Below are 24,267 nucleotides of genomic sequence, written 5' to 3' on the forward strand. Positions count from 1 at the left end.
TACAATCTGGTTCGAATCCCCAAGCTCACGGCCGCCTGACCCGGCTCCCACGGATCGACAGATCACCTGACGCCGCCAGACTTTCCAGTGATCGGGCCCCGCCAAGGCCAAAAACTCCGCAGTGAGGAGTTCTTCAGCAGTCTGCTAGACCCTTTAGACAAACCTGTGCTGGCGATGCTCAGGCTGCGGGCGTGTACATGTGATACAATTGCACGTTATATGCGATACAAATTACACCCCGTCCGACGCTGGCCGCCCGGCGAGGACGAACTCGACCATCATGGTCTCGGCCGGCACCCGGCCGGCGGTGATGGTCAGGGAATGATCCATGCCGGGCACGATGCGCATCTCGGCGCCGGGATAGGCGGCGAGCCCCGCGCCGTCGGCGCCGAACTCGGCGGCAAAGGATTCGATGTCCTCCGGGCCGTTGGAGAAGAGGTAGAGCGTACGCACGCCGCGCTGCGACAGCGTCGCCATGGCGCGATGGGCGAAGCTCTTGGTCGAGCGCAGGCCAGCCCGCTGCGCCAGGCGTTCGAGCCGCCCGACCGTCTGGCTGTGCAGATGGAACAGCGCCGCGCGCCGCAGCGCCGCGAGGTTCGAGCGGCCGCCGAGCAGGTTGCCCCAACTGCTCGGCCGCAGCAGCTTGGCGAGATAGTGCCCGGCCGAGCGGCCGCGCTGCTCGAGCTGGCCCAGCGCGTTGGAGGCGGGGACCATGAACACCGGCAGGTTGATCAGCACCAGCGCCGAGACCCGCGGCTCGACCGCGCCCGCATGCAGCGCATGAAAGGCGCCGAGGCAAAGCCCATGCATGGCGAAGCGGCTGAAGCCCAGCGTCTCCAGGGTATCGACCGCCGCCTTGACGTCGGCGGCGCGGTCGGTGAAGGCGTGGCTCAGCACGCGCTCCTTGCCCGGCGGCCCGGCGCTGTCGCCGATGCCTGCGAAGTCGAAGCGGAACGACGCGATGCCGGCCTCGGCCAGCCGCCGCGCCAGCACGACGTTCTGCCGTGCCGCGCCGTAGCTCGGCTCTCGGCCGCCGGTCGGGATCAGCACGATGTCGGTCGGGGTGCCGCGCTCGGGCCGGCAGAGCACGCCAAAAAGCCGGTTTTCCGGGCCGAATCGCAGAGGCGTATCGATGCAGCCGGGCGGCTGCAGCACGAACACCGGCAGGTCGATCGTCGCCATCGACGGCGGCGCCGGCGGCACCGCCTCCTTCAGCCAGGCGATGGCCGGCGTGAAGTCGGCGAGCGGCACCTCGTCGAGCAGCTCCTGGTGCACCAGCGCCTCCAGGCCGTCGAAGCCGCCGCGGGTGACGGCGACGCCGCGGCCGCTCCAGGCGCGCGCGCAGTCGTCTGCCGCCTTCGATTCGGGGCGGGCGAAGATCGCGACCGTCATGTCGGCCGGCGGCACCACCTCGCGCAGGTCTGTTTCGCCGATCTGCGCCACGGTGAGCGAGCCGAAGCGATTCTCGCGGATCTCGAGGCCAAGCTCGCGGGGCATCGATGCGCCGCGCTGCAGGTCGCCCTCGAGGATCAGCTGGCGGATGTGGCTGCGGCCGACGATCACCGGCTCGAACAGCATCAGGCCCGCGACGTCGCGCCGCGCCGCCGCGACCAGGGTGGCGAGCGCGCCGCCGGTGGCCAAGCCCAGGAGCACGACCCGCCGGGCGCCGCTCACGCCGCGCAGCCAGTCGATGGCGCCGTCGATGCTGCGCTGCCAGCTCGTCCAATGCAGTCCCGTCTGGTTGAGATCGCCGTCCAGCGAGTTGCCGGCGGCGGGATAATCGAAGCGCAGCGTCGGATAGCCCGCCGCCGCGAGATCCTGGGCGAGCAGGCGCACAGAGGCATAGGCGAGCGATGCCTCGCGCATCACGCCCGAGCAGATGAGGACCGCAACTTCCCTCTGCCTGCTTTCGCCTGGTCCATGGAACCAGCCGAAGCAGCCGTTGAAACCAACCGGTGTCAGTGTGTCGGGCTCCCCGCCGGCACTGGAATTTTCATCGCAATTGCGATATAATTGTATCACGACTTCTGCTCAGTAGGAAACCGTGAAATCGTGTCGATCATGTCAGTCAGTACGGTCCGAGCCCGCATCCGCGCCGTCCTCAAGGGGACGGATTACCTGCAAGTCGACATCGACGGCCTGGCCGACGATGCCGACCTGTACGCAGCAGGCCTCAGCTCGCATGCAACGGTCAACCTGATGCTGGCCCTGGAGGAGGCGTTCGATGTCGAATTGCCCGACCGGCTGCTGCGCCGCCGCACCTTCTCCAGCGTCTACGCGATGGCCGAGGCCCTGGCCGAGATCGGCGTGAAGGAAGCGGCATGAGCCAGTGGCTCGCCGCGGCGCGCGCGGTGGGTGGCGTGGCGGAGCGGCATGCCGACGACGTCGACCGCGACGCGCGCTTTCCCGGCGAGGCGATCGCCGCCCTGAAGCAGGAGAAGCTGCTCGGCCTGCTGGTGCCCGAGAGCGCGGGCGGCCCGGGCGGGACCATCGCCGACGCGGTTGCGATCTGCCACGCGCTCGGCCAGCACTGTGCCGCGACGGCGATGATCTATGCCATGCACCAGATCCAGGTCGCCTGCATCGTCCGCCATGGCGGCACCGATTGGCACCGCGCCTTCCTGCGCCGCCTCGCCGGCGACCAGCTGCTGCTCGCCTCGGCGACCTCGGAGGCGGGAGTGGGCGGCGACGTGCGTTCCAGCATCTGCTCCATCGAGCAGACCAACGACCGCTTCGCGCTCGCCAAGGAGGCGACGGTCATCTCCTACGGCGCCGATTCGGACGGCATCCTGGTGACGGCGCGGAAGACGCCGCATTCGCCGGCCTCCGACCAGGTGATCGTGGTGGTGCCGAAGGCCGGCTGCGTGCTCGAGCAGGACAGCGGCTGGGACACGCTCGGCATGCGCGGCACCTGCTCCAACGGCTATCACCTCAAGGCGACCGGCGAGATGGCGCAGCTCCTCCCGGTCTCCTATGCCGAGGTCTCGGCGCAGACCATGCTGCCGGTCTCGCACCTGGTGTGGAGCGCGCTGTGGTCGGGCATCGCGACCAACGCGGTGGCGCGGGCGCGCGCCTATGTGCGGGCCGAGGCGCGCAAGAAGAACGGCACGCCGCCGGCACGGCTGGCCGAGGCGGCGAGCCTGCTGCAGCTCATGCGCTCCAACGTCGTGGCGGCGCTGCGCCAGTTCGAGGCCGCGTCCGCCTCGCCCGACGAGCTGCTGTCGATGCCTTTCGCGGTGGCGATGAACAACCTCAAGGTCGGCAGCTCGCAGATGGCGGTTCAGGTGATCAACCACGCACTGCTGATCTGCGGCCTGGCGGGCTATCGCAACGATTCGCCCTACAGCCTCGGCCGGCACCTGCGCGACGCCCATTCGGCGGCCCTGATGGTCAACAACGACCGCATCCTGGCCAACACCGGCACGCTCTTGATGGCGCTGCGCGAGGACCCGGACCTGCTATGACCGTGGCCGATCTGCATCGCGCCTACCGCGACGAATTGCTGGCGCACGGCCTGCTGATCTCGATGGGCGTCGACGGCCTGTACGGCCGCAGCGGCACCTTCGAGGCGGTGGTCGAGGGCATCAACCGCGCGGTCGGCGCGGTCGGCGATGCCGATCGGCCGGAGGTCATGCGCTTCCCGCCCGGCATCGGCAAATGGCAGCTCGAACAGAGCGGCTACCTCAAGAGCTCGCCGCACCTGGTCGGCACGGTGCACAGCTTCACCGGCTCCGATTCCGATCATCGCGCCATGCTCGACACTCTGGCGAAGGGCGAGGACTGGACCGCGAACCAGCGCACCACCGAGGTCGCGCTGGCACCGGCCGCCTGCTACGGCGTCTACCCTGCGATCGGCGCGCGTGGGCGCCTGGGGGCGGAGGGCGCGCTGGTCGATTGCTATACCTACTGCTTCCGTCATGAGCCCTCGGTCGATCCGGCGCGCATGCAGATGTTCCGCCAGCGCGAGCATGTGCGGCTGGGCAGCGAGGACCAGGCGCTGGCCTTCCGCGAGAAATGGAAGGCGCGCGGCCAGGCGATCGTCTCTTCTTTTGCCCTGCCGTTCGAAATAGACATCGCCAACGACCCGTTCTTCGGCCGCACCGGCCGCCTGCTGGCGGCCAGCCAGCGCGAGGAGAGCCTGAAGTTCGAGCTTCTGGTGCCGATCCACGCGACAGAGCACCCGACGGCCTGCGTCAGCTTCAACTACCATCGCGATCTGTTCGGCCAGGCGTGGAAGATCGAGACGGCGGACGGCGCGACGGCCCACACGGCCTGCGTCGGCTTCGGTGTCGAGCGCATCACGCTGGCGCTGTTCAAGCACCACGGCTTGGCGGTCGGCCGGTGGCCGCAGAAGGTACGGGATGTCCTCGGGCTCTGACTCGGCCGACCTCCTGGGCCTCAGCGAGGCCGGTTGGACGCCGCGGCTGCTGCACACCGACGATCGCATCTGGCTCGAGACCAACTGCTACGTCGACGTCTGGGCCGAGCTCCTGCCGGCGCTCGGCCATCCGGCGGAGGCGGCGCTCGCCTTCACCGTGCTCCAGGACTTCGAGGGCGATCATTTCACCTTCTTCAAGTTCCCGCTCGAGGACCTGCAGATCCTGTTCGGCCTCGCGGTGCAGGAGCTCGCCATCTACGACACGGTCGAAAGCCACACGCTCGGCCAGCTCGAGCGCGGCCGGCCGGTGCTGATCGAGGTCGACAGCCACTGGCTGCCCGATGCCGGCCCGGCCTATCGCAAGGCGCATGTGAAGACGACGGTCGCGGCGATCGCGCTGGACCGCGCCAATCGCCGTTTCGGCTACTTCCACAACACCGGCTACCACGAGCTGTCGGGCGAGGATTACGACGGCCTGTTCCGCAAGCCGCCGGCTCCCGACACCCTGTTCCCCTACGTCGAGTTCGTGAAGCGCGACGGCGAGGCGCTGACCGGCGAGGCGTTGCGGCACTGCTCGATCGACCTGTTGTACGCGCATCTGCGGCATCGGCCGAGAAGCAATCCGATCGCGGCCTGGCGCGCCGCACTGCCGAAGCATCTCGCGACGCTGGCGGCGCGCGACATGGACTACTTCCATCTCTACGCCTTCAACCTGCCGCGCCAGCTCGGCGCCAACTTCGAGATGCTGGGCACTTATCTCGACTGGCTGGCCGAACCGGCGCTGGCCGACGCCGCGGCGGCGGCGCGGCGCATCGCCGAGGGCGCCAAGGCGATCCAGTTCCAGCTCGCGCGCATGGCCAACCGCCGCCGCTTCGATCCGGCCAAGCTTGTGCTTGACTCGATCGAAGCCGACTATGATCGGATCATGACGGCGCTCCTCGCGCAGTATCCTTGATCGAGTGGCAGCTCGCGCTGGCCGCTCCGGGCGCGCCGATGCCGGTCGACGGCTGGATCGCCGCACCCGTCCCCGGCACCGCCGCCGAGGCCCTCAAGATCGAGGCTACGGCGCCGACGCCCCTGCACGACAAGGACGTCTGGTACCGCACGCGCTTTCCCGGCACCGGCCGTCGCCTCCTGCGCTTCGAGGGGCTGGCGACCATCGCCGAGGTCTGGCTGAACGGCGCGAAGATCCTCGACTCCGACAACATGTTCCTCCGCCACGACATCGAGGTCGAGTTGCGGGAAGACAACGAGCTGCTGATCGCTTTCCGCTCGCTCGATAAGGCGCTGGAGAGCCGCAAGGGACGGGCGCGCTGGCGCACCAGGATCGTCGAGAACAACGCCCTGCGGCTCGTGCGTACCACCTTGCTCGGCCACATGACGGGATGGCAGCCACCGGTCCACGCCGTCGGCCCGTGGCGGCCGATCAAGCTGCTGGAACGCGATCTCGATGTCGACCTGCGTGCCACGCTCGATGGCGATGACGGTGTGCTCGACGTGTCATTGCGGCTCGACGGCGAGGCCGAGATGGTCGTGGGCGACCGTCGCGCGCCGCTTGTGCGCAACGGCGACCGTTTGACCGGCACCTTGCGGCTGCCGAAAGTCGAGAAGTGGTGGCCGCACACGTATGGTACGCCGACGCTCCATGCCGTGAAACTGCGGACGGCCGCGGGCGAGATCGATCTCGGCCGTACCGGCTTCCGTTCGATCGCGGTCGATCGCGACGGCGATGGCAAGGGCTTCGCCCTGGTGGTCAACGGCGTGAAGATCTTCGCCCGCGGCGCCTGCTGGAGCGCCGCCGACCTCGTCTCGCTGGCGGGCGACCGGGAGCGGCTGGCGCCGTGGCTGACGCTGGCGCAAGAGGCGCACATGAACATGATCCGCGTCGGCGGCACCATGACCTACGAGAGCGACGATTTCTTCGCGCTGTGCGACGAGCTCGGCCTGCTGGTCTGGCACGACTTCATGTTCGCGAACATGGATTATCCGATCGCCGATCCGGCCTTTCGCGCCAGCGTCGAGCAGGAGGCCGCGCAGTTCCTGCGGCGCACGCGGCCGCATCCGTCGCTCGCCGTGCTGTGCGGCGGCAGCGAGGTGGCGCAGCAGGTGGCGATGATGGGCCTGCCGCCGGCGCTGTGGACCGGCCCGCTCTACGAGGAGATCCTGCCGGCCGCCGTCGCGGCGCTGCGGCCCGACGTGCCCTACGTGCCGCATTCGCCGGTCGGCGGCGACCTGCCGTTCTCCACCCACACCGGCATCTCGCACTACTACGGCGTCGGCGCCTACAGGCGGACGCTCGAGGATGCTCGTCGCGCCAACGTGCGCTTCACGTCGGAGTGTCTCGCCTTCGCCAACCTGCCCGACGCCGCAAGCGCTCAACCGTCGTGGCCGGCGCCGCGCGACCGCGGCGCCGACTGGGATTTCGAGGATGTCACCCGGCACTATGCGCGACTGCTCTTCGGGTCGGACGCGCCGGAGGCCATGCGTGCCGCGCCCGGCGCGGTCATGGAGGCGACGATCGCCGAATGGCGTCGCGCCGGCTCGTCCTGCCGGGGGGCGCTGGTCTGGATGCTGAAGGACTTCGTGCCCGGCGCGGGCTGGGGTGTGATCGATGCTTCGGGCGCTCCCAAGCCCGCGTGGCATGCGCTGCGTCGCGCCTTCCGGCCGGTGCAGGTGGCGCTGACCGACGAGGGCCTGAACGGGCTCGGCATCCATCTGATCAACGAGACGGCTGGGACGGTGCGGGCCCGGCTCTCGTTGCGCTGCCTCAAGGACGGCGCTGTGGTGATGCGCCGCGAGCGCGACGTCGAGCTGCCGCCGCGCAGCAACCAGACCCTGAGCTCGGCCGAGCTGATCGGCTCGTTCTTCGACATCGCCTGGGCCTACAAATTCGGCCCGCCGCCGCTGGACGTAACGATCGTGTCGCTGGGCGAATGGGCGCGCGCGGTGCATTTTCCGGTCCTTGCGTCGCCGGAGAGTCACTCCCACTTCAAGTCGGGCTGAGTGGCATCGGCGCGCGGCGCCGACCACGCCGATCGGCGACCTGACCGGCCTTAGTGCGGCGTGCCGTCCTTGCGGGTGAACACGTACTTGCCGTCGGCGCCGGCCTTGGCATGGTTGTCGATGTCGGGATAGGTGATCTCGTCGAACGGCGTGCGGTCGCCGACCACTAGGATGACGGCGTCCTTGTCCGTCTTGTTGACGAAGCGATGGGCGTTGCCGCAGCCGGCGGCGAAGCCCGCGCACATGCCGGGTCGCAGCGTCTGGCTGCCCTCGCTGGTCTCCAGCACGACCTCGCCCTCGACCACCCAGATGAACTCGTCCTGCCTGGCATGGGCATGGCGGGCCGAGGACTGCGCGCCCGGCTCGATCCGGGTCAGGTTCACGCCGAAGTTGGTGAGGCCGACATGGTCGCCCAATCGACGGTTCCAGCGCCGGCTGTTGTCGGCCTTGAAAATCGCCGGATAGGCGGTGGCGTTGCTTTCGATCAGGTCCTTCGGGTCGAAGGCGGGAAGGCGGGGTTTATCCATGGCACGGTATCCTAACACCGCGAGGGGGAGGGGCGAGTCGACGGGATTCGCGAGAAAGTCCTGTCCCATCGATATCGGACGCTTCCCGCCGAAGCGGGAAGTTTCGGTAGACGCCGTCAGGCTGCGAAATGGCGCAGCACTTGGCCGGGTCGGCTCTTGGGATCGGCGCAGAAGCCCTTGGCGTCGGCCACCTGCGAGCCGTTGACCCAGACGCCGTGCAGGCCGACCGCGCCGGCGGTCAGCCGTGCGGCGCCGGCGGGCAGGTCGTGGGCGCGCCGCTTGGGGCCGCGGGCCACGGTCGCCGGGTCGAACAGCATCAGGTCGGCGGCCTGGCCTTCCTTCAGCAGGCCGCGATCCTGGATGCCGAACAGCTTGGCCGGCTGGCCGGTCAGGCGATGGACGGCCTGCGGCAGGTCGAGTACGCCCAAGTCGCGGCTCCAGTGGCCGAGCAGGTGCAGGCCGAAGCCGGCGTCGCAGAAGAAGGTGAGATGCGCGCCCGCATCCGACAGCGAGATGTGGATGTCGGGATCGGCCAGGATCTTGCCGACCTCGGTGTCGTCGTTGTGCAGGAGCTGCGCCACGAACAAGGTCCCGAGGTCTTCCGACAGCGCCATGTCGAGGATGCAGTCGAGCGGGTCCTTGCCGCTCTGCTTGGCGAGATCGGCGAGGGTCGCGCCCTCGAGCTTGCGGTTCTCCTCCTTCGCGGTCTCGACGACGAACAGCTTGTGCCATTCGCTGTCGAACAGCAGCCGGCCGCGCCGCTCCTCGAGCTCCTTGCGCACGGTCGCGCGCCAGTTGGGATCGCGGTAGATCCTCTCGAGCTCGCCCGGGTCGTGCGCAGCCATCGCCGGCTTCCAGGCCTGCATGCTCTCGAACAGGTACGGGCTCTTGAAGGTGAAATCCATGCTGAGCGGGCAGGGCGAGGTCTGCGCCACCAGCTGGCGGCCGCGCGCGCGTGCCTGGTTGACTTCGTCGAGGGTGGTGAAGGCGCGCGTCGGGTTGGTGTTGGAATGGAACAGCGCCGCGATCAGCACCGGGCGCCGGGTCTCCGCCGCGATCTCCTCGAGATAGGGGATCGAGGTCATGCTGCCCTTGGTCAGCATGTAGAGGCCGCGGCCGCTGTCGGCCATGGCGCGGACCAGCGCGCGCAGCTCCTTGTCGTCGGCGAGCCGCGAGGGCATCGGCGTGCCGCCTTCGCCATTGTGCGCCTCGGCGGTAGAGGACGCGAAGCCGACGGCGCCCGCCGCCATCGCCTCGCGCACGATCCTGGCCATCGCAGCGATCTCGTCGTCGGTCGCGGTGCGCTCGGTCGCGTCCTCGCCCATCACGAAGGTGCGGATCGCCGAGTGCCCGGCATAGCAGGCGACGTTGGGGCCGACGCCCTGCGTCTCGAGCATGTCGAGATATTGCGGGAAGCTCTCGAAGCCCCAGCGGATGCCGGCGCGCAGCGCGTCGAGCGACATGCCTTCGACATGCGTCAGGTGCCGCATCGTGAGGTCGCGGTCCTTGGGCTTGCACGGCGCGATGGTGAAGCCGCAATTGCCGAGCACCGCCGTGGTGACGCCGAGCGCCGGCGAGGGATCGACGAACGGGTCCCAGGTGATCTGTGCGTCGTAATGGGTGTGGCCGTCGATGATGCCGGGGGCCAGCGCGAGGCCGTCGGCCTTCACCGTCTCCCTGGCCGCGCCGAGCCTCGGGCCGATCTCGACGATCCGGCCGTCGCGGACACCGAGGTCGCCGCGCGCCGGCTTCGCGCCCGTACCGTCGAAGATCTCCGCATCCTTGATGACGAGGTCGAGCATGGCTCACTCCACGATGACTTTCTCCTCGACGATATAGGTCTTGATCCCGCCGATGAAGAGCGCGCCGTCGGCATGCAGGGCCTTCATTTCCGGCGTGCGGGATGCCGTTTCGAGCGCGGCCTGGTCGTCGAACCACAGCTCGGCGATGCCGTCGATCTCGACGGCCGTCGTCTCGATGTCGGCGCGCGTGCGTTCTCCGCTTATGTGGTTCTGCACGTAGCGGCGCAGGCCCGGCACCTTGTGGGCGAGCGGCGCATGGCTCTCGACCCAGTGCTTCACGAACTGCTCGTGCGTCCAGCCGTTCTTGCGCGTCAGCAGGCCGACCGTCTTGATCATTTGGCGGGTCTCCCGTTTGGCCCCTAGTATGGGCCATGCGCCGCGCCCTCGCGATCCTGCTGCTCGTCCTCGCCGCCGGCGGGGCGCGGGCCGAGACCGTGCGCTTCCCCTCGGTCGCGGTCGGCAATGTGGCGGCCGGGCCGGAGATCACCGGCTGGCTGTACCGGCCGGACGGGCCGGGGCCGTTCCCGGCGATGGTGCTGGCCCATCCCTGCAACGGCGTCTCCGAGCACACCAACGGCTGGGGCCGGCTGCTGGCGAGCTGGGGTTACGTGACGGTCGCGCCCGATTCCTTCGGGCCACGCGGCGAGAAGAGCGTGTGCGGCCGCGGCCGGGCGGTGACCGGCGGCATGCGGGTCACCGACGTCGCGGGCGCGCTCGACTGGCTGAACGCCCAGCCGTTCGTGAAGCGCAACACCATCGGCCTGATCGGCCACAGCCACGGCGGCTGGACGACGATGCGCGCCGTGCAGGCCAACGTCGGCCTGGCGCAGCGCGGGCTCAGGGCCGCGGTCGCCTACTATCCGGCGTGCTCGACGCAATTCGACCGCACCGTCGCGGTGCCGCTCTTGATCCTGATCGGCGACAGGGACGACTGGACGCCGGCCGAGGACTGCCGGCGCCTGCAGGCGGCGGGTTTCGCGCAGCCGGCGCTGGTCGAGGCAGTCTACTATCCCAACGCCTATCACAGCTTCGACAACCGCGCGGTCGGCGACCGCACCATCACGGTGGCCGACGGCAAGAGCCATCGGCTCGCCTACAATCCCGTGGCCGGCCCCGACGCCGAGGCACGCGCGCGGGCCTTCTTCGACAAGTACCTGAAGTAACAGTGGCGGAGGAAACGATGCGGGTCGGATTCATCGGGCTCGGTTTGATGGGCTCGGGCATGACCAACAATCTGCAGAAGGCGGGGCACCAGCTCGTGCTGCACGATCTGCGGCGCGAGGCGGCGGAGAAGCTGATCGCGAACGGTGCCGAATGGGCGGCAAGCCCGCGCGACGTCGCCGCTTCGGCCGAGGTGGTGTTCACCTCGCTGCCCGGCCCGCCGGAGTTCGAGGCGGTGGCGGCCGGCAGGAACGGGCTGATCGAGGGCATGCAGCGCGGCCAGGCGCTGTTCGACCTGTCGACCAACTCGCCGACGGTGATCCGCCGCCTGCACAAGCTGTTCGCCGACAAGGGCGCGCACCTGCTCGACAGCCCGGTGAGCGGCGGCCCGGCCGGCGCGGCCTCGGGCAAGATGGCGCTGTGGATCTCGGGCGACGAGCCGAGCTACAGCAAGTACCGCCCGGTGATCGACGCGATGGGCGACCAGATCTTCTACATGGGCGATGTCGGCGCCGCATCGGTCGCCAAGCTGGTGCACAATCTCGCGGGCTACATGGTCAACACCGCGCTCGCCGAGTGCTTCACGATGGGCGTGAAGGCGGGCGTCGATCCGCTGCTGCTGTGGAAGGCGGTGCGCCAGGGCGCCAACGGCCGGCGGCGGACCTTCGATACGCTGGCCGAGCACTTTCTGCCCAACCACTACGACCCGGCGCGGTTCGCGCTCAAGCTCGCCCACAAAGACGTGTCGCTCGCCACCCAGGTCGGCAAGGAGATGGGCGTACCGATGCGGCTGGCCAACCTCACGCTCGAGGAGATGACCGAGGCGCTGGGCCGTGGCTGGCAGGCGCGCGATTCACGCTCGTCGATGATCCTCCAAGCCGAGCGTGCCGGCGTGAAGATCGCCGTCGATCCGGAGGACCTGCGCGCCATCCTGCGCGCCGACTCGAACTCATAACACCTCCCCCGTATGACGGGGGAGGAAGTATCAGTCGAGCTTGATGTCGGCCTGCTTGGCGAGCTCGCGCCATTGCGCGATCTCGCGGGCGATCAGGGCCTTGAACGCGGCCGGTCCGGTGCCGACCGGCTCGACCGCATCCTTGTCGAAGCGCGCCTGCACGTCGGGCCGCTTGACCGCGCGCTTGGCTGCCGCGGCGAGCCTGTCGATCACCGACTGGGGCGTGCCGGCGGGCGCCAGCAGGCCCATCCACAGATAGCCCTCGAAGCCCGGCACGCTCTCCATCACCGTCGGCACGCCGGGAAGCTGCTTCAGCCGCCGGTCGCTGGTGACCGCGAGCGCGTTCAGCCGCTTGTCGGCGACGAACTGCGCCGAGGTCGTGTAGGTGTCGAGCTTGGCCTGGACCTGGCCGGCGACCAGGTCGGCGAGCGCCGGGGCGGCGCCGCGATACGGCACGTGGGTCGCCCGCATCCGCTCCTTGACTTGCAGCAGCTCCATCGTGATGTGCGGCAGCGTGCCGTTGCCGGCATGGCTGACATTGAGCTTGCCCGGGTTCTGGCGCGCATACGCGACGAAGCCCTCGTAGTCCCTGAACGGCAGCGAGGGATGGCTGACCAGGAGCATCGGCACCTGGCCGATCACCGCGATCGGCGTCAGGTCCTTCTCGGTGTCGAACGGCATCGCGCGGCGCAGCGCGGCGTTGATCGTGTGGTTGGGCGTGGTGAACAGGATCGTGTAGCCGTCGGCCGGCGCCTTGGCGACGATCTCGGTGGCGATCACGCCGCCCGCACCGGCCTTGTTGTCGACGATCACCGGCTGGCCGAACTCGGCGCTCAGACGCTCGGCGGTGAGGCGGGCCACCACGTCGGTGACGCCGCCCGCCGGGAACGGCACGATCAGGCGGATCGGCCGCTCCGGATACTCGGCTCGCGCGACCGTCGTGAACGGCAGCGCGAGCAGCAAGGCGAGCAGGACGCGCCTCACTGCGCCGGCGCGAGCCGCCGGCTGCGGTCCTCGGCCGTCGTCGGATCGGGAATGCGCAGGAACAGCCAGCACACCACCGCCGAGATGAAGCTCAGGAGCGCCAGCCCATAGACGCCGCCGGAGAAAGTGCCGGTGGCGTCCTTCATGATGCCGACCCACAGTGGCCCGATGACGCCGCCGAGGTTGCCCAACGAGTTGATCCAGGCGATGCCGGCGGCGAGCGCCGTGCCGCTCAGGAACATCGGCGGCATGGCGAAGAACGGCCCCTTCGACCCGTAGAATCCCATGGCCGCCAGCGACATGCCGACCAGCGCCCACCACGTGCCCATGGTGAGGCCGGCCATCACCAGCCCGCCGGTCGACAGCAGGCAGGCGAGCAGCAGGTTCCAGCGTCGCTCGTTCATGCGGTCGGAGATGCGGCCCCACACCACCAGGGCGATGCCGCCGCAGACATAGGGAATCATGGTCAGCATGATCGCCATGGTGTCGCTGACGTCGGTGCCCAGTTGCTTGATGATCTGCGGGATGAAGAACAGCATGCCGAGGCTGGCGGTGACGATGCCGAGGTAGTTGAGCGCCAGCAGCAGCACGCGCGGGTTCCACATCGATTCGAATATCGAGTAGACGCGGACCTGTTCCTTGGCCTTGCGTTCGCTGGCGATCTTGTCGGTCAGCCAGTCTTTCTCTTCCTGCGTAAGGAATTTGGCCTGCTGCGGCCGGTCGGTCATCACGAAATAGCAGAGGATACCGAGCACGATGGTCGGGAAGCCCTCGGCAAAGTACATGATCTGCCAGCCTCTGTAGCCGAACAGGCCGTGCAGGCTGAGCAGGGCGGTCGAAACCGGCGAGCCGAGCGCCACCGCGACCGGCAGCCCGACCAGGAAGCCCGAGACGATGCGGGCGTGATGCTTGGCCGGGAACCAGTAGGTGAAGTAGAGGATCAGTCCGGGGAAGAAGCCCGCCTCGCCCATACCGAGCAGGAATCGCACGATCGCGAAGTCGGTGATCTTCATGTCGACCGTCCAGCCGAACAGGCCGAACGCGATCGTGAAATAGGTCTCGTTGGTGACGAACGCAGTCGCCGCCGCGAAGATGCCCCAGGTGATCATGATGCGGGCGATCCAGATGCGCGCGCCCACCTTCTCCATGATGATGTTGGAGGGCACCTCGAACAGGAAGTAGGCCCAGTAGAAGGTCCCGACCGCGAAGCCGTACTCGGCGGCGGACAGCTTGAGGTCGCCGCGCATGGTGAGCGCGGCAAAGGTGCTGTTGATGCGGTCGATGTACGCCAGGATGTAGCACAGCACCGCGAACGGCAGCAGACGCACGTACACTTTACGCATGGTCGAGGCTTCGAGCGACGCGTCCATGAACGATCCTCCCAAGGATCTATGTTTTTTGGATTCCGACCTCCGCTTTACGCACGCAAAGCAACAACCGACGCTAGAGCATATTCCGTTCGGCTGGAATCAGGCGAACGGAATATGCCTGCTGCAACAACAACCCCCGTGCGCGCATTTCCGAGCAGATGGAACCGCGAGCGGTTCCATCTGCTCGGAAATCGCTCTAGCAAACGCGTCTGTCGGGAGCTAGCAATCGCCTGCCAAACCCATCTGCCTGCACAGCAGAACGAGCGTTTCGTAAATCACATGCGCGCAGAGATGCGCCGCCATGCCGTTGACGTCCTGCGGCGGGCTCACGGTGTTCACATCGACTGCGACGATGTTGAGATCGGTCAGGCAGCGCAGCAGATCGATGCCTTCGCGCGCGCTCAAGCCGCCCCAGGTCGGCGTGCAGACGCCCGGCGCGACGGAAGGATCGAACACGTCCATGTCGAAGCAGAGATAGACCGGGCGTTTGCCGACCCGGTCGCGGAACTCGGCCATGCGCTGCGCGAAGCCGCCGCGCACCAGCTCGTCGAGCGTGACGACCTTGTAGCCGAGGCTCATGGCGCGCGGCACGACGCCCTGGGCGTAGGTCGTGCCGCGGATGCCGACGTGCCAGGAGAATTCGGGATCGACCAGCCCTTCCTCGGCGACGTGGGTGAACTGGGTGGCGGAGTTGTATTTCTCCTCCGATCCGTAGGGATAGGAATCGGTGTGCGCATCGATGTGCAGCGCCGCCATCCCGCGGTGCTTCTTGCCGACCGCGCGCGCCACCGGGACGGTGACCGAGCCGTCGCCGCCGATGGTGACCGGGATGGCGCCGGCCTGCACGATGCGGTCGACCGCCTGCTCGGTACGCGCGAAGGCGTCGTCGATCTTCGACGGCGTGAGCTTGACGTTGCCGCAATCGACCAGCCCGAGCGCCGCGATCGGATCGAAGTCGCCGATGGTGGCGCCGAAGCGGCGGATCAGCGCCGACTGCTGGCGCACCGAATCGGGGCCGCCGCGCGCGCCGATGCGCATGTTGGTGCCGCAGTCGAACGGGATGCCGAGGATCGCCGCCTTGTTGCCCGGCCCGGGCCGACCGTAGGGCGCGTCCATGAAGGTCATGGGCGAGGTGAAGAGCTCGTCGTCGGAGTACATGGTCAGCCGCCTGTGAGGAAATCGAAGGCCGTCAGCGTGTGGATCTTGGCGACGGCGAGCAGCTCGTCGACCAGAACATACTCGTCCGGCCCGCCCATGTTGAAGGGCGTCAGTCCCAGCACCACCGTCGGCACGCCGGCCGGCCGGTACCAGCGCGAATCCGACCCGCCGACGCGCATGTTCACCGCCGGCGCCGTGCCCAGCACTTCGGCTGCGACCTTCGCCGTGCGCACGACGATCTCTGAATCGGGCGGTGTGAACGAGGCCTCGAAGCGGCGGATGGCGCGCCAGGTCACGCCCTCCAGCGGCGCCAGCCAGTCGTCGAGCTTCGCCGCCAGAACGTCGGTGGTGATGCCGACCGGCAGGCGGATGTCGGCGCGCGCGATGGCGTGCGTCGGCACCAGGTTGGGCGACGTGCCGCCTTCGATCATGCCGATGTTCACGGTCACCCGTTGCAGGGTCTTGGATTCGCCGACGCCCGACAGGGGCTCCGAGATCGTTTTGGCCGTGGCGATCGCCCGGGTGACGACCGGCGGCGCCTGAAAAGGAATCGTCTCGAGATCTTTCAGTCGATCGAGTGCGGCCCGCAGACGGTCGATGGCATTGACGCCGCGATGGACATGAGCGCCGTGCGCCGGCGAGCCGGTCGCCTCGACCTCGACCCACATCAGGCCCTTCTCGCCGAAACGCACGACCTTGGGGGAACCGACATCGCCGCAGATATTGGCGTCGCCTTTGGCATGCGGCACATGCTCCAGCATCCAGCCGGTGCCGAGCGAACCCATGTTCTCCTCGTCGCCCGCCAAGGTCAGCACGATCTCGCCCGACCACGCCTCGCGGTTCTCGGCCAGCAGTTGAGCGGCCAGCAGCGAGCAGGCCATGCCGCCCTTCATGTCGCAGACGCCGCGGCCGTAGAGCTTGCCGTCCCTCAGCACGCCGCCCAGCGGCGGCACCGTCCAGGGCAGCTGCTCGAGGATCGGGAAGGTGTCGAGATGACCGTTGAAGATCAGACGGCGGCCCGGTCGGCCGCTCTTGATGCGGCCGATCAGGCTCTTCACCCGAGGCGCGGGCTCGATCACCTCGACCTCGATGCCGGGGATCTCGCGCAGCAGCGCCTCGGCGACCTTGGCGATCTCCTCGGTGTCGCTCGGCGGGTTGGGCGAGGCGACGGCGACCAGCCGCTGGCTGACGGCGATCAGGCGATCGAGCGAGGCGTCGACGGCCTGCGCCAGCGTGGAGCGCAGGTCGGTCATTGTGCCTGCAGCCGCCGTTCCCACCAGCGGATGCCCATGGCGAGCGGCCAGCAGATCAGGAAGTAGACCACGGCGATGAAGGTGAAGGTCTCGAGCGGACGGAAGTTGGTGGCGCTGAGCTCCATGCCGCGTCGGGTGATCTCGCTGACCGAGATCACCGCGCCGAGCGAGGAGAACTTGATCAGCTGCACGAAGTTGGAGGCAAGCGGCGGCAGGGTCATGCGGATCGCCTGCGGCAGCACGATGCGCACGAAGTTCTGCAGCGGCGTCAGCCCCAGCACCTGCGCCGCCTCGGAATGGCCGCGCGGCACGCTCTGGATGCCGGAACGATACACTTCGGAGATGAAGGCGCCCTGGTAGAGCGAGAGGCCGATAACCAGGGCGACCAGCGATTCGATACGCACGCCGAACACGATCGGCAGCACGTAGTAGACCCAGAGCAGCTGCACCAGGATCGGCGTGTTGCGGATGATCTCGCCGAAGGTGACGCCGATCCAGCGCGCCGGCGGGAACTTCGACATGTCGAGCAGCGCGATCACCAGTCCCGCCAGCATCGCCAGCACCAGGGTGATGCCGGAGACGATCAGGGTCATCTGCAACCCCGCCATCAGGAAGTCGAAACTTCCCCAGACGGTGTCCCAGCGGAACTGGTATTTGAACATCGGTTACTGCGCGACGATCGGATCGAGCTTGTGCTTCTTGGCGTACTTCAGGAGCCGGCCGTCGAGCTTGATGGTGTCGACGAACAGGTTGATGTAGTTCAGCCAGATCTGGTCGCCCTGCGGCACGACGTAGGCATAGGGTGTGATCGCGAGCTTCTCGTTCGGCATGATCGTCACTGCCCAGTCGAATTCGTCGGTGACTTTGATCGCGGTCGGGAAGTCGGTGATGATGATGTCGACGCGCTGCGCCACCAGCTCGGCCTCGCGGGTGTTGGGCGGCGCCACCGACACCACCTCGGCGTTCTTCAGGTAGCTCTTCATGAACGGCTCGATGTAGCTGCCGAGCGAGACGGCGGCCTTGATGCCCTTCTGGTCGACGTCCTCCCACTTCTTGACCTTGCTGTCCTTGCGCGTGACCGCATAGATGTTGGTCAGCAGGTAGGGATGGGAGAACTCGACCGCCTGCGCGCGCTTCAAGGTCGCGCCGACGCCGAACATGCCGATCTCGCACTTGTTGGCCTGCAGGTCGGCGATGAAGCTGCCGAAGCTCGATTCGACGATCTCGAGCTTGGCGTCGAGCTCCTTGGCGAGCTCCTCGGCCAGGTCGGCGTCGATGCCCTCGATCTTGCCGCTCTTCGGATTGCGGAACGAGATCGAATAGTAGAGCGGAAACTGGCAGACCCGGAGCTTCTTGCTCTTGGTCACCTCGTAGAGCCGCGACTGCGTTTGCTGCGCCTCGGCCGGCAGGGCGGCCGTCATCAGGCCCGCCGCGGCGAGCATTCCCAGGATTGCCTTCGGTCCCATCGCTGTCTCCCTTCTCCCGTCAGTCCTCGAACTGCTGCAGGAAGCGCTGCGCGCGCTCCGTCTTCGGCGAATCGAAGAAGGCGGAGCCCAGCGCCTCCTCGACGATCTCGCCGCGATCCATGAACACGGTGCGCGTGCCGACATGGCGCGCGAAATTCATCTCGTGGGTCACGACCAGCATGGTCATGCCCTCCTGCGCGAGCTGACGCATGACCAGCAGCACCTCGCGGCGCAGCTCGGGATCGAGCGCGCTGGTCGCCTCGTCGAACAGCAGGACCTTGGGCGCCATGGCGAGCGCCCGGGCGATCGCCACGCGTTGCTGCTGGCCTCCCGACAATCGTGCCGGATAGGCATCGCGCTTGTCGGAGAGGCCGACCTTGGCCAGCAGCGTCTCGGCGCTGGCCACCGCCTGGTCCTTCGGCAGCTTCTTCACCCGGAGCGGCGCCTCGATCAGGTTCTCCAGCACGGTCATGTGCGGCCACAGGTTGAAGTGCTGGAACACCATGCCGATGTCGGAGCGCACGGCGCGCGCCGCGGCCTTCACCGGCTTCTCCTGCTGCGGCGTCGAGATCGCCGTGCCCTGCATCACGATGCGGCCCTCGCTCGGCGTCTCGAGCAGCGCGATGCAGCGCAGCAGCGTCGTCTTGCCCGAGCCGCTGGGGCCGACGACGCAGACCACGTCGCGCTCCATCACCGGCAGCGAGACGCGGGTCAGCACCTGGTTGGTGCCGAACGTCTTGCTGACGCCCTCCGCGACGATGATCGGTATGCCGGCCATGTTCAGAGCATAAGCAAATCCTATGCCGTCAAACAAGGGCCTGTCCGAATGTAGCGATGTCTTTGCTTATGGTTACGCATTTACGCTATGAATCGGCAATAAGGAGTTCTTATAGCGTATGGACGTCAAGCTCCTCGAAGCGTTCCGGGCGGTGGTCGACAGCCGCTCGGTCACGGCCGCTGCCCAGGCGCTGGGCATCACCCAGCCGGCGGTGTCGGTCCAGATCGCCAAGCTCGAGGAGAGCGTCGGCTTTCCCTTGTTCGAGCGCGCCGGCGGCCGGCTCAAGCCGACGCCCGAAGGCATGCTGTTCTATACCGAGGCGAGCCGCGTGCTCGGCGAGTTCGACCGCCTCGCCGCGACCACGGTGCAGATCCGCGAGGGCCAGTCGGGACGGCTGGTCATCGCCAGCCACCCGGCGGCGGCGATCTCGATCCTGCCGGCGCTGGTCGCCGCCTTCGTCGCCGAGCGGCCGGGCGTGTCGGTGCGCCTGGTGTCGCGCCATTCCGACGTGGTCAGCCAGCTCCTGCCGACCGAGGGCTACGACCTCGGCATCGCCGAGCTGCCGGTCGACGAGACCGACGTGCGGCTGGTGCGCTACCAGATGCGCTGCGTCGCGATCCTGCCGCCGCGCCATGCGCTCGCCTCGCGCAAGCTGCTGACGCCGGCGCTGCTGTCGGGCCAGCCGATGGTGGCGCCGGCGCGCTCGCCGCAGATGCTGAGCCGGGTCTACGGCACCTTCGCCGGCGCCGATGCGCAGATCAATGCGGTGGTCGAAGCGGAGTTCTTCGCGAGCTGCTGCGCGTTGGTCGCGGCCGGCACCGGCTGGTCGCTGGTCGATCCTTTGTCGGCGCAGAGCTTCAGCCATCTCGGCCTGGTCACGCGGCCGTTCGAGCCCGCGGTGATGTACGAGATCGGCGTCTTCCATCGCCGCGACCGCGAGCCGTCGGTGCTGGCGGCGGCCTTCCTCGAACTGCTCGATGCCAAACTCGGGAGCGCGCGATGAGCACCGGCTATCAATTGCCCTCCATGCTGGCGGCGCGTCTGGCCGCCGATCGCGATCTGTGGCGCGACTTCAGCGACATCTGCGACTGCGGCGGCCGGCTCGCCGGCACGGACAGCGAGAAGAAGGCCTTCGCCCTGCTGCGCGAGCGCGTGCGTGCGGCCTCGCCGGCGAATTCGGGTCGGTCGATCCCGGTGCCCTACAATGGCTGGCAGGCGAGACGCGCGACGTTGCGCCTGCCGGGCGGAACGATGGCCGCGTGTCATCCATTGGTGCGCACCATCGCGACGGCGAAGGACGGCCTCACGGCCGAGGTGATCGATATCGGCCGCGGCACGCCGGAGGAATTCGCCGAGCATGCCGCGGAGATCAAAGGGCGCATCGTGCTGGTGCGGCACGAGCTGATGTTCGCGGCCGGCACCATCCATCGCCGCCGCAAGTACGACATGGCCCGCGCCAACGGCGCCGTCGGCTTCCTGATCGCGGGACCGTTGCCGGGGCACGTCGTGGCCGGCTCGTCGGGCCGTGACAGCGGACCCGGTTTGCCGGCGCTCGGTATCGCACCGGAGACGGCAGCCAAGCTGGCGCGCCGGCCCGACGGCTGGCCGACCGTCACCATGAGGATCGAGACCGACGAGGGGCCGGCCGAGACCGAGACGCTGGTCTACGATTATCCCGGCACGACCGACGAATGGGTCGTGCTGTCGGCGCATGTCGACGGGCATGACCTGGCCGAATCGGCGATGGACAACGGCACCGGCTTGGCCTCGGTCCTGGCCGTGACGCGCGCCCTGTCCAGCGAAGCCGCGAAGTGGCGGCGCGGGCTCCGCGTGATGTTCTTCAGCGTCGAGGAATGGGCGTTGACCGGCTCGGCGCAGTACGTGCAGGCGCTGTCGGAGGCCGAGCGCGCAAAGATCGCGCTGAACGTCAATCTCGATTCGGTCGCCGGCAGCCCGAACCTCGCGGCGCTGAGCAGCGGCTATTCCGGCGTCGAGCCGTTCCTGATGCAGGTCGCGGCCGCCAACGGCCAGTCGCTGCGCACCGTGCGGCCGCTGATGACCAACTCCGACCACGCCAACTTCGCGGCGGGCGGAATCCCGGCGATCCGGCTGGTCGCGGGCTTCGACGATCCCAATGCCCATCTGCGCGTGGTGCTGACGCCTGCCGATACGCGGGACAAGGTGGCGCAAAGCGAACTGCGCCAGGCGACGTTGCTCACGGCAGCGCTGGTCGCCGCTGCCTGCAATGCCGCTCCGGCCGAGGCGGCGAAGTGGCGAACCAAATTCTAGTCACCTCCCCCGTCATGCGGGGGAGGCCGGGAGGGGGAAGGCCACGACGCGTCCTGTTGCTTTCCCCCACCTCTATCCTCCCCCGTATGACGGGGGAGGAGGTCATGACGTCTTGAGGAACTGCAGCAACAGCCGGTTGACCTCGTCCGGCTGCTCCTGCTGCACCCAGTGGCCGGCGCCTTCGATCAGGTGGATCTCCTTCATCTTCGTGCAGGCGGTCTTCTGCATGCGCTCGATCGCGCCCGGTACCTGGTAGATGCCCCAGTCGCTGCGGCCGGAGATGAAGGTCGAGGGCACGTCGACGGTGCGGCCGGTGAAGACCTCGAGCTCGCCGTTGGTGCGGCCGGTGGTGCGCACGCGATACCAGTTCAGCCCGCCCTGGAAGCCGTTGCGCCGGTACTCCTCGCTGTAGACCTTGAGCTCCGCTTCGGTCAGCCACTTGTTGCCGGCGATCTCGGCAGCGGACGGCATCTCCTTGGCCACCGACTCGGCCATGCCGTCGGCGAGATCCATGATGTAATAGGTCGGCATCTTGGCGAGCTCTTCGGCCGTCCAGCTTTTCAGCTCGAACGGCTTGTTGGCGTTCCAGTCGGCGCTCTTGTGATGGTAGTAGGCGCGCAGGAAATCGTGCACGCCCTGCTTGGCGTGCCACATGTTCTCGTTGGCCGGCCGCGTCGAGTAGTACCACTGGTAATGCTTGCGCGGCCGCGCGAGTGCTGCGAGCGCCGCGTGGATGTCCGGCCGCTTCGCCGGCGGTGCGCCGACGGGGACCGTGGGCGGGCCGCCGAACGGCGCGCTCATCAGCACCATGCGCCTGAAGATGTCGGGCCGCACCAGCGCCGCGTAGGCCGCGACCGAGGCGCCGAAGTCGTGGCCGACCACCGCCTCGGCGGTGCGATGGCCTGACGCGAACAGTACGCCGATCGCGTCGCGCAGCAGGTTCATGAACCGGAAGCCGGTGAGGTCGCCGTCATAGTCGGCGTCCCAGCCGGTGGTGCGGCCGTAGCCGCGCTGGTCGGGCGCGATCGCGTGGTAGCCCGCCGCCGCCAGCGCCGGCAGCACCTTGCGCCAGCTATAGGCGATCTCGGGAAAGCCGTGCAGCAGCAGGACGGCCGGGCGGCCCGGCGTCTCGTGGCCGGCCTCGAGCAGGTGGATATCGAGACCGTTGATGCCGGGCACGATACGGGCGCGCACGCCCGAAGGCAGCACGGAGGCGGGCAGGGGTTCCATGCCCGGACTCTAGTCATGAAAAAGACCGGCCAGGCAATGGCCCCGACCGGCCTTCCATCCTCCGGCAGTCTCTACTGCTGCGCGCTGCCGGGAACCGGACGGGTTGCGACATGCCGGTGGGTCTCGCTGGCAATGCACTGGTGATAGCCCAGCGTCATCGGGTCGATGTCGTAGGACATGCAGGCCTGCCGGGCATCGGCGAGGCGCCGGGCTTCGCGGGCTGCCGCTTCCGGCTCGCCGTTGACGTAGGCGTGGGCGGCGCGCGCGACACAGGTGTCGAACGCCACCGTGTTGGGGCCGACGCCGTTGTCGAGGCAGGTCTGCTCGGCGTGCGCCAGCGCGTCGCCGGCCTGCGCGTGCACCGCGTAAGGGGCTGCACCGGCGATGAAGGCGCCGAGCGCGAGGCAGACCATGTTCACACGACTGAGCATGGGGCGGGACATCGGCTGCTCCTGTCGAAACATCTCATGCAGACAAAACGCCCGGTGCGCCGCGCTGTTGCTGCCCGGATAAGGCGTTTGTGTGGCGTTCGGCACGCCACGGTTACGCCATATTCAACTTTCTGGTTGAATGTTCCGCGCAATCCTTTAAATTCAACCTAATGGTTGAACAAGCCCCCGCTGCCCTCGATCGCGTGTTCGGCGCGCTCAGCGACCCGACGCGGCGTGCCATGCTGCGCCGGCTGGCGGGCGGCACCCGCACCGTGGGCGAGCTCGCCGAGCCGTTCGACATGTCGTTCGCCGCCGCGGCCAAGCACGTGAAAGTGCTGGAGCAGGCCGGGTTGCTCAGCCGAACCATCGAGGGTCGCTCGCATCGCTGCCGGATCGAAGCCGGGCCGCTCGCCACGGCCGACCGGTGGTTGGCCTATTACGAGCGCTTTTGGTCGATGCGGCTCGATGACCTCGAGCGTGCTCTCAGCAAAAGGAGCCGGAAATGAAGGGCTATCCCGAGATCCTGTCGCCGGGCGAGATTCGCTTCCAGCGACTGCTGCCCGGCCCGATCGAGACGGTCTGGTCGTACCTCACCGACGCGAAGAAGCGCGGCGAATGGCTGGCCAGCGGGCCGATGGAGCCCCGCGTCGGCGGCATGGTGTCGTTGCGCTTCAAGCATTCGGAGCTGTCGCCCGACCAGGCGCCGCCGCCGGAGAAGTACCGCAAGATGGACGAGGACGGCCATCAGGCCGAGGAGACGGTCACCGTGTTCGAGCCGCCGCACCGGCTCGCCTTCACCTGGGGCGGCACCTCGGAGGTGACGTTCGAGCTGGCGCCGCGCAGTGGCGGCAGGGTGCTGCTGACGCTGACGCATCGCAAGCTGCCCGACGACGCCGAGCGTGTCGGCACGGCCAGCGGCTGGCATTGCCATCTCGCCATCCTGGCCGAAAAGCTCGAAGGCCGGACTCCGCCGGCCTTCTGGGATGTCTTTCGCAAGATCGATGCGGAATACGCTTCAGGTATTCCGCGCAAGTGACGCCTACTGCTGCGCCTCGGCGACGTTCGCGCCGCTCTGGTCGTCGCCCAGGATCAAGAGCTCGCTGCGCGCCTCGATCTCCTTGTTGACGCAGGCCCTGTAGCCCGCCGTCTCCGGTCGCTGGCCGCGTTCCAGGCAGTTCTCGCGGGCATCGCCCGCGGCGCGCGCCAACTGGTTCGCCAAGGTGCGCTCGCCCCATTCGTAGGCGCGCGTCACGTGGCTCAGGCAGAGCTCCCAGGCCGTCGAGCGCGGCTGCACACCATGCTTCGCACAGGTCTGCTCGGCCTCGCCCTGGGCGGGCTGTGCCGCGTAGGCGGTCACGGCGATCGCCATGCCTGCCGCCGCGAGGACCGCGAGATAGGGGGTCGGACGCATGAAAATCGCCTTCCACTGACTGCCAAACCAACGCCCTCCCGGCGGCGACGGTTGCCAAAAAGGCCGCAATT

The 24,267-nt window shown here is 68.2% G+C and carries 25 protein-coding genes; 11 read left to right on the forward strand and 14 right to left on the reverse strand.

Annotated features, from left to right (window positions below; translation table 11 throughout):
- Positions 1–231: 231 nt before the first annotated feature.
- Positions 232–2,022, reverse strand: a complete 1,791-nt coding sequence (locus J0J01_RS27580; RefSeq protein ID WP_296386699.1) for an alpha/beta fold hydrolase — start codon at positions 2,020–2,022, stop codon at positions 232–234.
- A gap of 39 nt (positions 2,023–2,061) precedes the next feature.
- Between J0J01_RS27580 and J0J01_RS27585 the strand changes: the two genes are divergently transcribed.
- From J0J01_RS27585 to J0J01_RS27605, 5 genes are read left to right on the forward strand one after another with little or no spacing between them, the layout of a single operon-like run.
- Positions 2,062–2,325 carry an acyl carrier protein gene (locus tag J0J01_RS27585; RefSeq protein ID WP_296386701.1) on the forward strand — a complete coding sequence of 88 codons (264 nt, stop codon included), beginning with the start codon at positions 2,062–2,064 and terminating at the stop codon, positions 2,323–2,325.
- On the forward strand, positions 2,322–3,464 hold the full coding sequence (locus tag J0J01_RS27590; protein ID WP_296386703.1) for an acyl-CoA dehydrogenase family protein: 1,143 nt from the start codon (positions 2,322–2,324) through the stop codon (positions 3,462–3,464). Before J0J01_RS27585 ends, J0J01_RS27590 begins: the two co-directional genes overlap by 4 nt.
- A complete protein-coding gene (locus tag J0J01_RS27595) occupies positions 3,461–4,378 on the forward strand; it encodes an amino acid--[acyl-carrier-protein] ligase (protein ID WP_296386705.1) in 918 nt (305 codons plus the stop codon). The genes J0J01_RS27590 and J0J01_RS27595 overlap by 4 nt, the downstream gene beginning before the upstream one ends.
- Positions 4,362–5,333 (forward strand): DUF1839 family protein, encoded by a 972-nt coding sequence (locus J0J01_RS27600; protein WP_296386708.1) that lies wholly within the window; start codon positions 4,362–4,364, stop codon positions 5,331–5,333. The genes J0J01_RS27595 and J0J01_RS27600 overlap by 17 nt, the downstream gene beginning before the upstream one ends.
- Positions 5,330–7,381, forward strand: a complete 2,052-nt coding sequence (locus J0J01_RS27605; RefSeq protein ID WP_296386709.1) for a glycoside hydrolase family 2 protein — start codon at positions 5,330–5,332, stop codon at positions 7,379–7,381. The genes J0J01_RS27600 and J0J01_RS27605 overlap by 4 nt, the downstream gene beginning before the upstream one ends.
- A gap of 50 nt (positions 7,382–7,431) precedes the next feature.
- On the opposite strand, the gene J0J01_RS27610 is transcribed toward J0J01_RS27605, so the two are convergent.
- The 3 genes from J0J01_RS27610 to J0J01_RS27620 all read right to left on the reverse strand — a co-directional run bounded on the left by J0J01_RS27610 (position 7,432) and on the right by J0J01_RS27620 (position 10,046).
- On the reverse strand, positions 7,432–7,908 hold the full coding sequence (locus J0J01_RS27610) for a cupin domain-containing protein (RefSeq protein WP_296386711.1): 477 nt from the start codon (positions 7,906–7,908) through the stop codon (positions 7,432–7,434).
- A gap of 116 nt (positions 7,909–8,024) precedes the next feature.
- Positions 8,025–9,710 carry an amidohydrolase family protein gene (locus tag J0J01_RS27615; protein WP_296386713.1) on the reverse strand — a complete coding sequence of 562 codons (1,686 nt, stop codon included), beginning with the start codon at positions 9,708–9,710 and terminating at the stop codon, positions 8,025–8,027.
- Positions 9,711–9,713: 3 nt separating this feature from the next.
- The gene (locus J0J01_RS27620; RefSeq protein ID WP_296386715.1) at positions 9,714–10,046 is read right to left on the reverse strand and encodes an EthD family reductase; all 333 of its coding nucleotides are present in this window, start codon (positions 10,044–10,046) and stop codon (positions 9,714–9,716) included.
- Between the two features lie 35 nt (positions 10,047–10,081).
- Here J0J01_RS27620 and J0J01_RS27625 point away from each other — a divergent pair, with 35 nt between their 5' ends.
- Together J0J01_RS27625 and J0J01_RS27630 are read left to right on the forward strand one after the other, a co-directional pair.
- On the forward strand, positions 10,082–10,873 hold the full coding sequence (locus J0J01_RS27625; RefSeq protein WP_296386717.1) for a dienelactone hydrolase family protein: 792 nt from the start codon (positions 10,082–10,084) through the stop codon (positions 10,871–10,873).
- 17 nt (positions 10,874–10,890) lie between these two features.
- Complete coding sequence (locus tag J0J01_RS27630) at positions 10,891–11,826, forward strand: NAD(P)-dependent oxidoreductase (protein ID WP_296386719.1); 936 nt, start codon at positions 10,891–10,893, stop codon at positions 11,824–11,826.
- A gap of 30 nt (positions 11,827–11,856) precedes the next feature.
- Here the strand turns inward: J0J01_RS27630 and J0J01_RS27635 are convergent, their stop codons facing one another.
- From J0J01_RS27635 to J0J01_RS27665, 7 genes are all read right to left on the reverse strand, one after another.
- Positions 11,857–12,810 carry a tripartite tricarboxylate transporter substrate binding protein gene (locus tag J0J01_RS27635; RefSeq protein WP_296386721.1) on the reverse strand — a complete coding sequence of 318 codons (954 nt, stop codon included), beginning with the start codon at positions 12,808–12,810 and terminating at the stop codon, positions 11,857–11,859.
- On the reverse strand, positions 12,807–14,180 hold the full coding sequence (locus tag J0J01_RS27640; protein ID WP_296386725.1) for an MFS transporter: 1,374 nt from the start codon (positions 14,178–14,180) through the stop codon (positions 12,807–12,809). The genes J0J01_RS27635 and J0J01_RS27640 overlap by 4 nt, the downstream gene beginning before the upstream one ends.
- 219 nt (positions 14,181–14,399) lie before the next feature.
- Complete coding sequence (locus J0J01_RS27645; RefSeq protein ID WP_296386727.1) at positions 14,400–15,338, reverse strand: arginase family protein; 939 nt, start codon at positions 15,336–15,338, stop codon at positions 14,400–14,402.
- Between the two features lie 2 nt (positions 15,339–15,340).
- Positions 15,341–16,591 (reverse strand): M20/M25/M40 family metallo-hydrolase, encoded by a 1,251-nt coding sequence (locus J0J01_RS27650; RefSeq protein WP_296386729.1) that lies wholly within the window; start codon positions 16,589–16,591, stop codon positions 15,341–15,343.
- Positions 16,588–17,253 carry an amino acid ABC transporter permease gene (locus J0J01_RS27655; RefSeq protein ID WP_296386731.1) on the reverse strand — a complete coding sequence of 222 codons (666 nt, stop codon included), beginning with the start codon at positions 17,251–17,253 and terminating at the stop codon, positions 16,588–16,590. The genes J0J01_RS27650 and J0J01_RS27655 overlap by 4 nt, the downstream gene beginning before the upstream one ends.
- 3 nt (positions 17,254–17,256) lie before the next feature.
- A complete protein-coding gene (locus J0J01_RS27660) occupies positions 17,257–18,057 on the reverse strand; it encodes an ABC transporter substrate-binding protein (protein ID WP_296386733.1) in 801 nt (266 codons plus the stop codon).
- 19 nt (positions 18,058–18,076) lie between these two features.
- Positions 18,077–18,835: an amino acid ABC transporter ATP-binding protein gene (locus tag J0J01_RS27665; RefSeq protein WP_296386734.1), complete on the reverse strand. Its 759-nt coding sequence runs from the start codon at positions 18,833–18,835 to the stop codon at positions 18,077–18,079.
- Positions 18,836–18,953: 118 nt separating this feature from the next.
- On the opposite strand from J0J01_RS27665, the gene J0J01_RS27670 reads away from it, so the two are divergent.
- Together J0J01_RS27670 and J0J01_RS27675 are read left to right on the forward strand one after the other, a co-directional pair.
- Positions 18,954–19,838 (forward strand): LysR substrate-binding domain-containing protein, encoded by an 885-nt coding sequence (locus J0J01_RS27670; RefSeq protein ID WP_296386736.1) that lies wholly within the window; start codon positions 18,954–18,956, stop codon positions 19,836–19,838.
- Entirely contained in the window at positions 19,835–21,124 is a 1,290-nt protein-coding gene (locus J0J01_RS27675; protein ID WP_296386738.1) for a M28 family peptidase, read from the forward strand. Before J0J01_RS27670 ends, J0J01_RS27675 begins: the two co-directional genes overlap by 4 nt.
- A 102-nt stretch (positions 21,125–21,226) precedes the next feature.
- Here the strand turns inward: J0J01_RS27675 and J0J01_RS27680 are convergent, their stop codons facing one another.
- Positions 21,227–22,354, reverse strand: coding sequence for an alpha/beta hydrolase (locus J0J01_RS27680; RefSeq protein ID WP_296386740.1), 1,128 nt, complete (start codon positions 22,352–22,354; stop codon positions 21,227–21,229).
- Positions 22,355–22,425: 71 nt separating this feature from the next.
- Entirely contained in the window at positions 22,426–22,785 is a 360-nt protein-coding gene (locus J0J01_RS27685; protein WP_296386742.1) for a hypothetical protein, read from the reverse strand.
- A 170-nt stretch (positions 22,786–22,955) separates the two neighbouring features.
- On the opposite strand from J0J01_RS27685, the gene J0J01_RS27690 reads away from it, so the two are divergent.
- Positions 22,956–23,291: a metalloregulator ArsR/SmtB family transcription factor gene (locus J0J01_RS27690; RefSeq protein ID WP_296386744.1), complete on the forward strand. Its 336-nt coding sequence runs from the start codon at positions 22,956–22,958 to the stop codon at positions 23,289–23,291.
- Positions 23,288–23,821 (forward strand): SRPBCC family protein, encoded by a 534-nt coding sequence (locus J0J01_RS27695; RefSeq protein ID WP_296386746.1) that lies wholly within the window; start codon positions 23,288–23,290, stop codon positions 23,819–23,821. Before J0J01_RS27690 ends, J0J01_RS27695 begins: the two co-directional genes overlap by 4 nt.
- Positions 23,822–23,824: 3 nt before the next feature.
- Here J0J01_RS27695 and J0J01_RS27700 read toward each other — a convergent pair whose 3' ends face one another.
- Complete coding sequence (locus J0J01_RS27700) at positions 23,825–24,196, reverse strand: hypothetical protein (RefSeq protein ID WP_296386748.1); 372 nt, start codon at positions 24,194–24,196, stop codon at positions 23,825–23,827.
- Positions 24,197–24,267: the final 71 nt, after the last annotated feature.

The sequence above is a fragment of the Reyranella sp. genome (genome assembly GCF_017305915.1).
Lineage (GTDB): Bacteria > Pseudomonadota > Alphaproteobacteria > Reyranellales > Reyranellaceae > Reyranella.

Bases quoted from the DNA above. Each gene is read 5' to 3' on its own strand.
- J0J01_RS27585 (WP_296386701.1), top strand. From the start codon at position 2,062: ATGTCAGTCAGTACGGTCCGAGCCCGCATCCGCGCCGTCCTCAAGGGG.
- J0J01_RS27590 (WP_296386703.1), top strand. From the start codon at position 2,322: ATGAGCCAGTGGCTCGCCGCGGCGCGCGCGGTGGGTGGCGTGGCGGAG.
- J0J01_RS27595 (WP_296386705.1), top strand. From the start codon at position 3,461: ATGACCGTGGCCGATCTGCATCGCGCCTACCGCGACGAATTGCTGGCG.
- J0J01_RS27600 (WP_296386708.1), top strand. From the start codon at position 4,362: ATGTCCTCGGGCTCTGACTCGGCCGACCTCCTGGGCCTCAGCGAGGCC.
- J0J01_RS27610 (WP_296386711.1), bottom strand. From the start codon at position 7,908: ATGGATAAACCCCGCCTTCCCGCCTTCGACCCGAAGGACCTGATCGAA.
- J0J01_RS27615 (WP_296386713.1), bottom strand. From the start codon at position 9,710: ATGCTCGACCTCGTCATCAAGGATGCGGAGATCTTCGACGGTACGGGC.
- J0J01_RS27620 (WP_296386715.1), bottom strand. From the start codon at position 10,046: ATGATCAAGACGGTCGGCCTGCTGACGCGCAAGAACGGCTGGACGCAC.
- J0J01_RS27625 (WP_296386717.1), top strand. From the start codon at position 10,082: ATGCGCCGCGCCCTCGCGATCCTGCTGCTCGTCCTCGCCGCCGGCGGG.
- J0J01_RS27630 (WP_296386719.1), top strand. From the start codon at position 10,891: ATGCGGGTCGGATTCATCGGGCTCGGTTTGATGGGCTCGGGCATGACC.
- J0J01_RS27640 (WP_296386725.1), bottom strand. From the start codon at position 14,180: ATGGACGCGTCGCTCGAAGCCTCGACCATGCGTAAAGTGTACGTGCGT.
- J0J01_RS27645 (WP_296386727.1), bottom strand. From the start codon at position 15,338: ATGTACTCCGACGACGAGCTCTTCACCTCGCCCATGACCTTCATGGAC.
- J0J01_RS27650 (WP_296386729.1), bottom strand. From the start codon at position 16,591: ATGACCGACCTGCGCTCCACGCTGGCGCAGGCCGTCGACGCCTCGCTC.
- J0J01_RS27655 (WP_296386731.1), bottom strand. From the start codon at position 17,253: ATGTTCAAATACCAGTTCCGCTGGGACACCGTCTGGGGAAGTTTCGAC.
- J0J01_RS27660 (WP_296386733.1), bottom strand. From the start codon at position 18,057: ATGGGACCGAAGGCAATCCTGGGAATGCTCGCCGCGGCGGGCCTGATG.
- J0J01_RS27665 (WP_296386734.1), bottom strand. From the start codon at position 18,835: ATGGCCGGCATACCGATCATCGTCGCGGAGGGCGTCAGCAAGACGTTC.
- J0J01_RS27670 (WP_296386736.1), top strand. From the start codon at position 18,954: ATGGACGTCAAGCTCCTCGAAGCGTTCCGGGCGGTGGTCGACAGCCGC.
- J0J01_RS27675 (WP_296386738.1), top strand. From the start codon at position 19,835: ATGAGCACCGGCTATCAATTGCCCTCCATGCTGGCGGCGCGTCTGGCC.
- J0J01_RS27680 (WP_296386740.1), bottom strand. From the start codon at position 22,354: ATGGAACCCCTGCCCGCCTCCGTGCTGCCTTCGGGCGTGCGCGCCCGT.
- J0J01_RS27685 (WP_296386742.1), bottom strand. From the start codon at position 22,785: ATGCTCAGTCGTGTGAACATGGTCTGCCTCGCGCTCGGCGCCTTCATC.
- J0J01_RS27690 (WP_296386744.1), top strand. From the start codon at position 22,956: ATGGTTGAACAAGCCCCCGCTGCCCTCGATCGCGTGTTCGGCGCGCTC.
- J0J01_RS27695 (WP_296386746.1), top strand. From the start codon at position 23,288: ATGAAGGGCTATCCCGAGATCCTGTCGCCGGGCGAGATTCGCTTCCAG.
- J0J01_RS27700 (WP_296386748.1), bottom strand. From the start codon at position 24,196: ATGCGTCCGACCCCCTATCTCGCGGTCCTCGCGGCGGCAGGCATGGCG.